The organism is Agilicoccus flavus (assembly GCF_014857905.1).
GTDB classification, from domain to species: domain Bacteria; phylum Actinomycetota; class Actinomycetes; order Actinomycetales; family Dermatophilaceae; genus Agilicoccus; species Agilicoccus flavus.
Genome location: NZ_JACYXE010000001.1, coordinates 677,592 through 689,999, shown reverse-complemented (window position 1 = coordinate 689,999; position 12,408 = coordinate 677,592). Strand labels below are relative to the sequence as shown.

The 12,408-nt window shown below is 73.9% G+C and carries 12 protein-coding genes; 8 read left to right on the top strand and 4 right to left on the bottom strand.

Translation table 11 applies throughout. From position 1 onward, the window contains the following. The first annotated feature begins 82 nt into the window (after positions 1-82). From ICW24_RS03100 to ICW24_RS03070, 7 genes are all read left to right on the top strand, one after another. Positions 83-442 (top strand): ArsR/SmtB family transcription factor, encoded by a 360-nt coding sequence (locus tag ICW24_RS03100; RefSeq protein ID WP_226344216.1) that lies wholly within the window; start codon positions 83-85, stop codon positions 440-442. Then, positions 439-1,572 (top strand): cation diffusion facilitator family transporter, encoded by a 1,134-nt coding sequence (locus ICW24_RS03095; RefSeq protein WP_264176053.1) that lies wholly within the window; start codon positions 439-441, stop codon positions 1,570-1,572. The genes ICW24_RS03100 and ICW24_RS03095 overlap by 4 nt, the downstream gene beginning before the upstream one ends. 151 nt (positions 1,573-1,723) lie before the next feature. Next, the gene (locus ICW24_RS03090; protein WP_226344215.1) at positions 1,724-3,280 is read left to right on the top strand and encodes a hemolysin family protein; all 1,557 of its coding nucleotides are present in this window, start codon (positions 1,724-1,726) and stop codon (positions 3,278-3,280) included. After that, a complete protein-coding gene (locus ICW24_RS03085) occupies positions 3,277-4,323 on the top strand; it encodes a CNNM domain-containing protein (protein ID WP_226344214.1) in 1,047 nt (348 codons plus the stop codon). The genes ICW24_RS03090 and ICW24_RS03085 overlap by 4 nt, the downstream gene beginning before the upstream one ends. A gap of 33 nt (positions 4,324-4,356) precedes the next feature. Then, a complete protein-coding gene (locus tag ICW24_RS03080; RefSeq protein ID WP_226344213.1) occupies positions 4,357-5,541 on the top strand; it encodes an acetate/propionate family kinase in 1,185 nt (394 codons plus the stop codon). Positions 5,542-5,569: 28 nt separating this feature from the next. Continuing rightward, positions 5,570-6,130, top strand: a complete 561-nt coding sequence (locus tag ICW24_RS03075; RefSeq protein ID WP_226344212.1) for an NUDIX hydrolase — start codon at positions 5,570-5,572, stop codon at positions 6,128-6,130. 122 nt (positions 6,131-6,252) lie between these two features. After that, complete coding sequence (locus tag ICW24_RS03070) at positions 6,253-8,058, top strand: alpha/beta fold hydrolase (RefSeq protein WP_226344211.1); 1,806 nt, start codon at positions 6,253-6,255, stop codon at positions 8,056-8,058. Between the two features lie 126 nt (positions 8,059-8,184). Here ICW24_RS03070 and ICW24_RS03065 read toward each other — a convergent pair whose 3' ends face one another. From ICW24_RS03065 to ICW24_RS03050, 4 genes are all read right to left on the bottom strand, one after another. Next, entirely contained in the window at positions 8,185-8,541 is a 357-nt protein-coding gene (locus tag ICW24_RS03065) for a VOC family protein (RefSeq protein WP_226344210.1), read from the bottom strand. Positions 8,542-8,550: 9 nt separating this feature from the next. Next, entirely contained in the window at positions 8,551-8,967 is a 417-nt protein-coding gene (locus ICW24_RS03060; RefSeq protein ID WP_226344209.1) for a VOC family protein, read from the bottom strand. Between the two features lie 138 nt (positions 8,968-9,105). Further along, on the bottom strand, positions 9,106-10,470 hold the full coding sequence (locus tag ICW24_RS03055) for a class I SAM-dependent methyltransferase (protein WP_226344208.1): 1,365 nt from the start codon (positions 10,468-10,470) through the stop codon (positions 9,106-9,108). Continuing rightward, a complete protein-coding gene (locus tag ICW24_RS03050) occupies positions 10,467-11,927 on the bottom strand; it encodes an FAD-binding oxidoreductase (RefSeq protein WP_226344207.1) in 1,461 nt (486 codons plus the stop codon). The genes ICW24_RS03055 and ICW24_RS03050 overlap by 4 nt, the downstream gene beginning before the upstream one ends. 292 nt (positions 11,928-12,219) lie before the next feature. Between ICW24_RS03050 and ICW24_RS03045 the strand changes: the two genes are divergently transcribed. Continuing rightward, positions 12,220-12,408, top strand: coding sequence for a DUF5302 domain-containing protein (locus tag ICW24_RS03045; protein ID WP_226344206.1), 189 nt, complete (start codon positions 12,220-12,222; stop codon positions 12,406-12,408).

Below are 12,408 nucleotides of genomic sequence, written 5' to 3'. Positions count from 1 at the left end.
GATCAGGACGTGGGTGGGGACGTCCCCTCCCACGCCTGCCGCGACGAGCGGAGCCGCACGGCTCCTCGTGTATTATTTGCGCATGCATGCAAGTAAGCAAGCGAGTCCGGTGTGGCCGGACGACGTCGTCACGCTGGCCGTGGAGGTGCTGCGGATGCTCGCCGACCCCACCCGCCTCCAGCTCGCCGGCCTCCTGCTGGACGACGAGCGAGCGGTCTCCGAGCTCGCGACGGCGCTCGGCAAGCCCGTCCCCGCCGTGTCCCAGCACCTCGCGAAGATGCGGATGGCCCGGCTCGTGACCGCGCGCAAGCAGGGCACCTCCGTGCTCTACCGCGTCGAGAACGGTCACGTCCGTCAGCTCGTCGTCGACACCATCGGGCACGTCGAGCACCTCCTCGACGACGTCCCGGCCCACCACCGCACGACCGAGGGGACGTCATGACGCACCGGACGGGCACGACGGGCGGTCCGGGGCAGCCGCAGGGCCGTCACCCCGGCGATGACGAGGCGTCCGACCACGGGCATGGGCACGACCACGACCACGGCCACGACCACACGCACGGCCACACCCACGGGCCCGGGCACGACCACGCGCAGACCGGCTGGTGGGGGCGGGTGCGGCACGCGGCGTCGGACCTCGTCGGTGGACACTCCCACGACACCGCCGACCAGGTCGACGAGGCGCTCGAGGCCGACGAACGGGGGAGGCGCGCGCTGTGGATCAGCCTGGCCGCGCTCGGCGTCACCGCGCTCCTGCAGGCGGCGGTGGTCGCCCTGACGGGGTCGGTCGCGCTCCTCGGCGACACGCTGCACAACGTCGCCGACGCGCTGACCGCCGTGCCGCTGCTCATCGCCTTCCGGCTGGCGCGACGACCCCGCGACGACCGGTTCACCTACGGATACGGACGCGCGGAGGACCTCGCAGGGGCGTTCGTCGTGCTCATGATCGCCCTGTCCAGCGCGATGGCGGCCTGGCAGGCCGTCGACCGGCTCCTGCACCCGCAGGACGTGTCGTACCTCTGGGCGGTGGCCGGGGCAGGGGTGATCGGGTTCGTCGGGAACGAGCTCGTCGCCCGCTTCCGCATCCGGGTGGGCCGCCGGATCGGGTCGGCGGCCCTCGTCGCGGACGGGCTGCACGCGCGCACCGACGGGTTCACCTCCCTCGCCGTCGTCCTCGGCGCGGGCGCGGTCGCGCTCGGGTGGGGTTGGGCGGATCCCGTCGTCGGGCTCGCCATCGCGGTCGCGATCCTCGGCGTCCTCCGGTCGGCCGCGGTCCAGGTGGGCAGCCGACTGCTCGACGCGGTCGACCCCCGCCTCGTGCGCGAGGGCCGGGCGGCCGTCGGGAGCGTCGACGGCGTCGTCGAGGTCCGCGACCTGCGGCTGCGGTGCATCGGGCACACGATGCACGGGGAGGTCGACGTCACCGTCGCGGACGACCTCTCGCTCGCGCAGGGCCACGAGATCGCCCACCACGCCGAGGCGCACCTGCTCGAGGCCCTGCCCCGGCTGACCGACGCCGTCGTCCACGTCGGCCCCACGAGCGCGCACCCGCGGAGTGGTCGGGGACAATGAGTGGGACGCACCCGGCCGCGCGCGAGCCGGGAACCCGGCGCGACGGCCGGGCGTCGAACCCCCGTACCCACGACAAGGAGCACGCCCGCCCCATGACGGACCCATCCGACCATCCCGGCCCCGCTGACGCCAGCCGGGGAGGTGTCAGCGCGTGAGCGCACTGCTCTCGATCCTGCTGGGCGTGCTCATCGTCGTCGTCATCACGGCCTTCACCGGCTACTTCGTGGCCCAGGAGTTCGCCTACATGGCGGTCGACCGGTCGCGGCTCGCGAGCCGGGCCGCCCAGGGCGACGACGCTGCGGAACGCACCCTCACCATCACGAGGCGGACCTCGTTCATGCTCTCGGGCGCCCAGCTCGGCATCACGGTGACGGGCCTGCTCGTCGGCTACGTGGCCGAGCCCCTCATCGGCGTCGCCGTCGCCGACCTGCTCGGCGGGTCGTCGACGGGGTGGGCCGTCGCGTTCGGCGGCGCCATCGCGCTCATCTTCTCGACGATCGTGCAGATGCTGTTCGGCGAGCTGTTCCCGAAGAACTACTCGATCGCGCGGGCCGACACCGTCGCGCCGTGGCTGTCGCGGTCCACGAAGATCTACCTCACCGTCTTCGGCCCGGTCATCTGGGTCTTCGACAAGGCGGCCGAGGGCTTCCTGCGGCTGCTGCGCATCGAGCCGGTCCACGACGTGGAGCACGCCGCCTCGGCGCGCGACCTCGAGCACGTCGTCGAGGCCTCCCGCGACAGCGGCACGATGTCGCCCGAGCTGTCGGAGATGCTCGACCGGATCATCGACTTCCCGCGCCGCGACGTCGAGCACGCGATGATCCCGCGCGCCCGCGTCAGCGTCGTCCGCGGTGACGACACGGTCGCGGAGGTGCGTCACCTCATGAGCGGCGGCCACACCCGCTACCCGGTGCTCGACGACGACGACCGGATCCTCGGCGTCACCAACCTCATCGACCTCCTGCGCCTGCCCGCCGACTGCACCGACCCCGTGTCGACCCACGTCCGCGACGCGCTCGTCTTCTCCCCGTACATGGCGCTGCCCGACGCCCTCGCGCAGCTGCGCGAGAGCCGCAAGGAGCTCGCCTGCGTCGTCGACGAGTACGGCGGCTTCGACGGCATCGTCACCATCGAGGACCTCGCCGAGGAGATCGTCGGCGAGATCACCGACGAGCACGACCCCGACGACGCCGACGAGGAGCCCGTCTACGACGACGGCGTGTGGCTCACGGCCGGCGAGGTCCACCTCGACGAGGTCGAGCGCGCCCTGCGGGTCGACCTGCCGCGGGCCGAGTACGAGACGATCGCCGGCCTCGTCATGGCCACGCACGGCGCCCTGCCCGAGCCGGGGGCGGTCGTTGACATCCCGCTGCCGGTGGACCCCGACGACCTGCTGACCGACGACGAGCCGGAGGTGCGCCGCCTGCGCGCCGAGGTGCTCGAGGTCGACAACTACGTGCCGTCGCGGCTGCGGCTGACGCTGCCCGACTCCGAACCCCGGCCGTTCGAGGATGCCTCCGATGCGGAGTCGGAGTCCCATTCGCCGTCGGAGGCAGAGGCAGAGGCAGAGGCGGAGCCGGCGTCGGACGGCTCCGCGGGCTCGATCGAAGCGGACGGCCCGGACGGCTCGCACGCCGGGCGCCCGGCCCCGGAGGGCGGAGCCACGGTCGTGGCCCGCCCCGTCGACAGCGAGGAGAAGGACCGATGAGCGGCCTGCTCACCACGTTCGTGACGATCGCGATCATCGCGTTGTCCGCGTTCTTCGTCGCCGTCGAGTTCTCGCTCATGGCGGCCAAGAAGCACCGTTTCGAGGACGCCGCCCCGCGGTCCCGGGCCGCCCGCGCGGCGCTGCGCAACTCGGCCGACCTCACGCTGCTCCTCGCGGGCAGCCAGCTCGGCATCACCGTCTGCACCCTCGCCCTGGGTGCGATCACGAAGCCGGCCGTGCACCACGCGCTCACGCCCCTCATGACCGACCTGGGCCTGCCGCTCGGTGCCGCGGACGTCGTCGCGTTCGTCCTCGCCCTCGTGCTCGTGACGTTCCTGCACCTCGTCGTCGGCGAGATGATGCCGAAGTCGTGGTCGATCGCGCACCCGGAGAAGTCGGCCATGATGCTCGCGCTGCCGATGCGGGCCTTCATGACCGTGACCCGCCCGCTGCTCGTCGCGCTCAACGGCGCCGCGAACTGGCTGGTCCGCAAGGCCGGGGTCGAGCCCGTGGACGAGCTGTCCGCCGGCCACGACGCCGACGAGCTGCGCCAGCTCGTCGAGCACTCCGCGGACCAGGGCACCCTCGACGCGAGCTACCAGGCCGCGATCGAGAGCGCCCTCGAGCTGCGCGAGCTCACGCTCGGCGACCTGCTGCGGCCGGACCGGAGCGCCTCGTCGGTGCCGGAGAGCGCGACCGCGAAGGACGTGCAGGAGGTCACGCTGGCCAGCGGGCACATGCGCGTCCTCGTCCGACGGGGGCGGCGCGTCGTCGGCGTCGTGCACGTCCGCGACACCGTCGACCTCGCTCCGTCGGCCCGGATCACGCCCATCGTGCGGGAGCCGTTCGTCCTCGACGCGGCGCAGCCGCTGCACGAGGCCCTGGCCTCGATGCGGGAGTCGCGCCACCACCTCGCCGTCGTCACCCGGCGCGGGTTGCCCGCGGGGGTCGTCTCGATGAGCGACATCCTCGTCCGGCTCTTCCCGCAGGAGCCGCGGGCGTCGGTCGGGACGCCGGCGGCGACGAGCCCGGGCGGTAGCTGACCACGTGGGGGCCGCAGCGGCGAGGATGGTGCCATGAGCACCGTCCTCGTCGTCAACGCCGGCTCCTCGTCGATCAAGTACCAGCTCCTCGACCCCGACACGCGGGAGGTGTCCGCCAAGGGGTTGCTCGAGCGCATCGGCCAGGCCGGTGGTGAGCTGACCCACCGCGTGGGAGAGGAGACGACGACGCGCCGGGGCGAGTACGACGATCACGGCGAGGGGCTCCAGGCCGTGCTCGACGTCTTCGAGGAGGTCGGCCCGTCGCTGTCGGAGGCGGGCATCGTCGCCGTCGGGCACCGGGTCGTCCAGGGCGGGAAGGCGATCGACGGGCCCCGGCTCGTCGACGACGCCCTCGAGACCGAGATCGACCGCCTCGCCTCCCTCGCGCCGCTGCACAACCCGCCGAACCTCGCGGCCATCCGGGTCGCCCGCGAGCTCATGCCGCAGGTGCCGCACGTCGCCGTCTTCGATACCGCCTTCTTCCACGACCTGCCCGACCACTCCGCGACGTACGCGATCGACGCGGCGACGGCGGAGCAGTACGCCATCCGCCGCTACGGGTTCCACGGGACGTCGCACAAGTACGTCTCCGCGCAGGTCGCGGAGCGGCTGGGACGGGACGACCTGCGCACGATCGTGCTGCACCTCGGCAACGGGGCGTCGGCCTCGGCCGTCGTGGGCGGGGTCCCGGTCGACACGTCGATGGGCATGACCCCACTCGAGGGGCTCGTCATGGGCACCCGCTCCGGCGACCTGGATCCGGCGATCCTCTTCCACCTGCACCGCGTCGCGGGCCTCGACGTCGACGCCCTCGACACGCTGCTCAACAAGAAGTCGGGGCTGCTCGGGATGTGCGGCTCCAACGACATGCGCGACGTGACGAAGGCGGCCGACGCCGGCGAGGCCGACGCGGCGCTCGCGCTCGCGGTCTACACCTATCGCCTGCGCCGGTACGTGGGCGCGTACGCGGCGGCGATGGGCGGCCTCGACGCCGTCGCGTTCACCGCGGGCGTGGGTGAGAACTCCCCGCGCGTCCGGTGGGACTCCCTGGCCGGGCTCGAGTTCCTCGGCATCCGACTCGACGAGGCGCGCAACGCCGCCGGCGACGGGGTCATCTCCGCGGACGACTCCGCCGTCACGGTCCTCGTCGTGCCCACCGACGAGGAACTCGAGATCGCCCGCCAGGCCGCCGGGTTCGCCCGCCCCTCCGGCGGCTGACCGCAGGCCTCTCGGTACCGTGCTGTGCATGTCTGCCGACGAGATCGTCGACCTCTACGACGAGCACGGGAGGGTGATCGGGACCGCGCCGCGGTCGCGGGTGCGGGCCGAGAATCTGCGCCACGGGGGTACCGGGGTCATCGTGCGGGACTCCGCGGGGCGGGTGTTCGTGCACCGGCGCACCGTGACCAAGGACGTCTATCCCGGCCTGTACGACTTCTGCGCCGGCGGGGTGCTGCAGGCCGGGGAACACCCCGACGTCGCCGCCGCCCGCGAGGTCGAGGAAGAGCTCGGGGTCTCGGGGGTGCTGCTGCGGCGCCTCGGCGTCGCCGAGTACGCCGACGCGCACACGACGTACGTCGCGTTCCTCTACGACGCGACGTACGACGGTCCGCTCGACCTGCAGCCCGAGGAGGTCGAGTCGGGGGAGTGGCTGACGCTCGACGAGCTGCGCGCGCGCCTGTCGGACCCGGCCTGGGAGTTCGTCCCCGACAGCGTCGCGCTCGTGGGTCCACACCTCGATTCGCTCGCCGGCGCCGACGGCGGGTCGGCCACGGAGCCGGGCGGCCGAGCGGCCCGATCCCACTGAGCCTCACCAGCATCCGAGTCGCGGCCCCGCTCGGGATGCCGGGGGCGTGCAGTCGAACTTCCTAGACTCACGCCCATGCGCCTGCCCGACCCCCGCGTCCGCCGTCGACCCGCCCTCGCGGCGTGAGGGCCCGGCTCCGGGCCCGGGCGGCGGCGCTGCTGGCGGGCGGACTCCTGCTCGCCGGTGGCCTCGCGGCCGCCGCGGCGCAACCCCAGGACGACGTGACGCGGACCGACCTGCGCGTCCGGGTCGGCCCCGAACCGGACGGCACGGCGGTCGCCCTCGACGCGACCGTGCGCTCGCCCGGGGGCGGGGCGCGGCACCCGGCGGTCGTCATCGGGCACGGCTTCGGGGGATCCAAGGACGACCGGCAGGCGGAGGCCGACGCGCTCGCCGCATCCGGCTACGTGGTCCTCACGTTCACGGCCCGCGGGTTCGGCGCGTCGGGCGGCGACATCCACCTGGACGACCCGGCCTACGAGATCGCCGACGCCCGCAGAATCCTCGACCTGCTCGCCGCACGCCCCGACGTGACGCTCGATGCGGCGGGCGACCCGCGGGTGGGCATGATCGGCGTCTCGTACGGCGGGGCGCTCGCGCTCATGACGGCCGGCGCGGACCGGAGGGTCGACGCGATCGTCCCCTCCCTCACGTGGCACGACCTCGCCGACGCCTTGTTCCCGCAGTCGGCCGTCGGCTCGGCCCCTACGACGGGGCCGTTCGCGCAGGTCTGGGGGTCGCGGTTCTTCGCGGGGGCGGATGCGGGCGGCACGTCCGCGGGCACGGATCTCGACGCGTCGAGGTGCGGCCGCTTCGCCCCGGCCGTCTGCTGCGTCTTCCTGCCCGCCGCGAACGCGGGCCGGGCGACACCCGGCCTGCTCGCCCTGCTGCGTTCCCACAGCCCGGCGCCGACCAACGCGCGGATCACCGCGCCCACCCTGCTCATCCAGGGCGAGGCCGACTCGCTGTTCCCCCTCCACCACGCCGACGCGACCTACCGGCAGCTCGCCGCGGCCGGGACGCCGGTGGCGGTGCGCTGGACCGACGGCGGCCACGACGCCCTGAGCACGACGGCCGCGGCGGATCAGGAGGCCACGCGCGCCTGGCTGGCGCGGTACCTGACCGACGAGGGCCGTGCCCGCGACGGACTGCCCGTGCCGGCGTTCACGTACGCGGGGCCCACCACGCGCGACGGCGACTCGGCGCCCCTGCACAGCGTCGCCGCCTACCCGGGGCTCGCGTCCACCCCGACGACGTGGACGTTCACGTCGCCCGGATCTCGCCGGCTCGCGTCCCCACCCGGCGCGGCGCCCGCCTCGACCGTCGCCCAGCCCGGCCTCGGCCAGGACGCGGGCCGGCTCGGGGCCGTCGCCTACCGGCTCGCCGCCCTGCCCGGCGCGTCGGCGGCCTGGGACACGAACCCCGTCCCGGCCGCCACGCGCGTCGTCGGATCGCCCCGCCTGCGGCTCTCGGCGACGTCGACCGCCTCGTCGGCGACCCTGTACGTCTCGCTGTGGCAGCTCACCGGCGCGAACCCGAGCCTCCCGGTGCGGCTGTCGGCGCCCGTGCAGGTGCGCACCTCACCCGGCCGACCCACCGACGTCACCGTCGACCTGCCCGCCGGCGTCTACACCGCCGAGGCCGGCAGCCGGTGGCGCGTGCTCGTGACGAGCACCGACAGCGCCTACGCCTCGCCGCGGGACGCCCGCGGCTACGATCTGCGCCCCGTCGGCGGCCTCGTCGTGCCGACGATGCCCGCCGCGGACGTCGCCCCCGCCGCCGCCGAGGCCGACCCCGCGGCCGCCGCCGAGACCGGCCGAGACACCGGGGGTCTCCTGTTCGGCGTCGGGGTCATGCTCGCCGCGATCGCGCTGATCGCCCTCGTCGCGCGCCGGGCCGGAAGTCGCGCCATGCGCGCCGGACGATGAGACCGCGTACGGGATCGGCGACACGGATCTTCTGGGAGCGGCGCCTGGGCGGGTAGGAGTGGCGCGTGCGTCACAGCGTGCCGGACGAAAGCAGCCCGGACGACTCCCCGGCCGGGTCTCGCCTCGTCAGGCCAGGCAGAGGCAGAACGGGTGGCCGGCGGGGTCGAGGAACACCCGGAACGAGGTGCCCGGCTGGTGCTCGTGTCGCGTCGCGCCGAGCTCGAGGACCGCGGCCTCGCCCTCGTCGAGGTCGTCCACGTCCACGTCGATGTGCATCTGCTGCGGGGTCTCCTGGCCGGGCCAACGCGGCGGCCGGTAGTCCTCCACCCGCTGGAAGGCGAGCACGCCGCCGTCCTCGGAGCGGATCGACCACCACTCGTCGCCCGGGGCCACCTCCCAGCCGAGCAACGCGGCGTAGAACTCGGCGAGGACCTTCGGGTCGGGGCAGTCGAGCATGACGACGGGGGAGCGGGCGATGGCCATGGCCGCACCCTAGGGTCTGCGCGCCGTCCGGGCCAGGGGGGACGACCGCTCGCAGGTCACCCGGCCGCGCGAGAGGTCGACGACGCAGAAGCGGTTGCCCTCCGTGTCGGCGAGCACGACGAAGTCGGGGTCGGGGGGATAGAGCGGCCAGTGGACGCGGGCGCCGCCGAGCCGTTCCGCCGTCTGCGCGAGCGCCGCCTGCTCCGCGGCGTCGTCCGCGGCGAGGTCGAGATGCACGCGCGGGAAGTCCTGGCACTCCGCGGTGCTGCGCTGGAGACCGAGGCGCGTCGAGCCGTCGTGCGAGGTCAACGTCGTCCACCACGGCCCGGCCTCCCCCTCGGCCCGCAGCCCGAGGAGGCCGGACCAGAACGCGACGGCGCGGCTCATGTCGTCCACCCCGAGCACCACCTGCAGCACTCTCACCATTCGCGAGATGCTATGGCGCCCAGCGCGGCCCGGATCGTGCGACGCGCCGGGCGAGGGCGCGGGCGGCCCGGCGTGGGCTACCCACGGGCGCCGGGGCAACCGGCCCCCTCTCGCGGGAGGTGTCGCGCAGGCGACGGGTCAGACGTTCGCGTCCCAGTCGGGTCGCAGCGGGAACAGGGGGGCGCCGTCGGGGCCGGGCTTGCTGAAGAGGAACTGGTGCAGCTGCAGCCAGTTGACCTCGAACGCCATTCGCGACCCGGCCATGTAGAGGCCCCACACGCGCGCCGTCCGCTCGCCGACCTCGGCGACGCACGCGTCCCAGTTCTCGACGAGGTCGGCGCACCAGTCGCGCAGCGTGTACGCGTAGCTCATCCGCAGGTTCTCCTCGTGCTGGAGCTCGAACCCGGCGTTGTGGCCGCGCCGCGCGAGGAGGCCCGGCGCGGCGAGTTCGCCGTCGGGGAACACGTAGCGGTCGGTGAACGCCTGCGGCTTCGCGCTCGCGCGGTCGTCGGTGCGGGTGATCGTGTGGTTGAGCAGCCGACCCCCGGGCCGGAGCCGGTCGAAGAGGTCCGAGAAGTACTGCGGGTAGTGGCGGACCCCGATGTGCTCGGTCAGGCCGATCGAGCTGATCGCGTCGAACGCCTCGAGGGGGGCGTCGCGGTAGTCCATGTATCGCACCTCCGCCAGGTGCGAGAGCCCGTCGCGCTCGATGGCGGCCTGGGCCCAGTCGGCCTGCTGCTTCGAGAGCGTCACCCCGAGCGCGCGCACCCCGTGGTGCTTCGCCGCGTGGCGGACCATGCTGCCCCACCCGCAACCGACGTCGAGCAGCCGCATGCCGGGCTGCAGCGCCAGCTTGGTGGCGACGAGCTCGAACTTGCGCTCCTGCGCCGTCTCGAGGGACTCCTGCGGGGAGGCGAACACCGCGCACGTGTACGCCATCGACGGCCCGAGCACGAGCTCGTAGAACGCGTTGCTCACGTCGTAGTGGTGGCTGATCGCGGCCGCCCGGCGGGTGGAGCTCTCGCGCAGGCTCTCGGCGTGGCGGCGCCAGCGCGGGAGCGTCTCGATCTGCGGCGGCGGGGGCGGCGTGAACGACCGCCAGCCCAGCCCCCGGGCGAGGCGGGCGAGCTCCGCCGCCGAGGGACGCCGCAGCGGCGTCTCGAGCTTGATGCGGCGGAAGATCTCGTAGGGGTCGCCGGGGTGCACGCCCGAGAGCGTGAGGTCGTCCTGCAGGTAGGCGCGGGCGACCCCCAGGTCGCCGGGGGCGGTGAGCACGTAGCGCAGCGCCCGCTCGTTCTCGAAGCGCATGGTGATGTCGGCGTCCGCGGGGCCCACGTCGGAGCCGTCGTACGCGGTCACGCGGAACGGCAGATCCCCGTCGGTGAGTGTGGTGATGATGTCGCCGACCGTGATGCGACCCGGTGCGGACGCTCGGCCGGGGCGGGGCTCGGCGGGGGCGGAGGATCCGGGGCGGACGCGGCTCGGCGGGCGCAGGGCGGTCATCGTGCGGTCACCTTCGTATACAGGTCGGTCAGGCGGTGGTCGGGATCGTAGCGACCCTTCAGGTCGGCGTAGGCGACGCCGTCGTAGAGGCGGTCGAACGCCGGGCGGTCGTAGTAGACGTCGGAGTAGAGGGACTTGTGGCCGCCGAGGTCGCCTACGCGCGCCTCGATGAGGCGGTTGACGTCGCCGTCGACGCGGCCGGGCTCGATCGGCACCGTCCCCCAGAACCCGACGTTGACGTACGTGTGCCCGGCCCGCAGCGGGTAGAGCGGCCACTCCCGGGCCGAGCCGGGCCCGGCCGGCTCGCGCAGGCGCAGCGGGCACAGCCACACCGGGGTCATGCCGACGTCCCGCGCGAACCAGCGCAGGAACTCGGCGGTCCTCTCGAGGGGGATCTCGACGTCCTGCACGACGCGTTCGCGGTCGGGCAGGCCGCGGGCCCGGTCGAGGCGGGCGGCCACGTGGTAGCGGTTCTCGAGCCCGACGATGCGGTGGTAGACGTCGCTGCGGCGGTAGCGCTGCGGCCACAGGCGGCGGATCGTCGGGTTCTGCGCGCCGAATGCGCTCGAGCACCAGAACCAGTCCGTGTCCCAGCGCCACAGGTAGTCGTGGGCGGTGAGGCGGTCCGCGTCGAACCGCGGCAGGGAGCGGTAGTAGACGTCCTGGCCGGTGTAGTCGCTGCCGGGGGCGGCGACGTCCTCGAAGAAGGCGACGACGAGGTAGGCCTGCTCGGGCGAGAAGACGACGCCGTCGAGCCCGTCGACGCGGGCGCCCTCGAACTCCCCCGACTCGACGATCCGCCCGATCGCGGCGCACAGCTCGTCGAGGTCGTCGAAGCGGACATTACGGGTGCGGACCGTGCGGCCCACGGGCTGCAGCTCGATGCGCAGCCGCGTCGAGTACCCCAGGGAGCCGTACGAGTTGGCCATGCCGGCCCACAGGTCGGCGTGCTCGCCGTCGGGGCGGGCGGTGACGATGCGCCCGTCGCCGGTGAACACGTCCATCTCGAGGACGGACTCGTGGGGCAGGCCGTGGCGGAACGACGTCGACTCGATCCCGAGGCCGGTCACCGCGCCGCCGAGCGTGATCGTCCGCAGCTGGGGCACGACGAGCGGCATGAGGCCGTGCGGCAGGGTCGCGGCGACGAGCGTCTCGTACGTGCACATGCCCTGGACGTCGGCGGTGCGCGCGTCGGGGTCGATCGAGACGACCCCGGTGAGGCCGGAGACGTCGAGCCCGGACAGCCCGGTCGGGCTCGCGTCGCGCGGGCGGAAGAGGTTGGACGTGCGCTTGGCGAGCCGCACCGGCGCGCCCGGCGGGATGGCCTCGGCTGAGCGGACGAGCCGCGCCACCCCGGCCTCGTGGGCGGCGGTGCCGACGGGCTCGGCGCCCAGCGCCGGGGCGACGGCGGGCCGGGACGGTGCGGACGAGCGGAGGAACGGGCGGTGGGTCGGCATGCCGGCCTCTCGGGGAGACGCTGGAATGGTGGTGGTCGAGGCGACCGCCGCCAGCCTAGACCCGTGGGTCCGCGCCCCATGGAGACCCCGGGAAGCTCGACCCCGTCCACGTCGTGGACCGTGCCGGACCGGCTCACCTGGTCCGCGATGTCGGCTGGGTGAGCCCGGACGGGATAGGTGAGCGGGGGCACGTGTCGCGGGGAAATCCCTGGTGACCCGCGCGCGGGCCTGGGACAGTGGGGGCACCAGAATCGATGCCCGGGCCGGTCACGGCCCGGGGGAGGAGGACGAGATGACCGCCGCCGGCACGACACCAGGTCCCGACGAGGAGACGAAGCGGAAGTTTCGCGAGGCCCTCGACAAGAAGAAATCGCACGGGGGGACGGACGTGTCCGATCACAGCGACCACTCGAAGGTGCACGGCACGCACGGCGCCGAGGCCACCTCCACGCAGCAGATGTTCCAGCGCAAGACGGGCTGA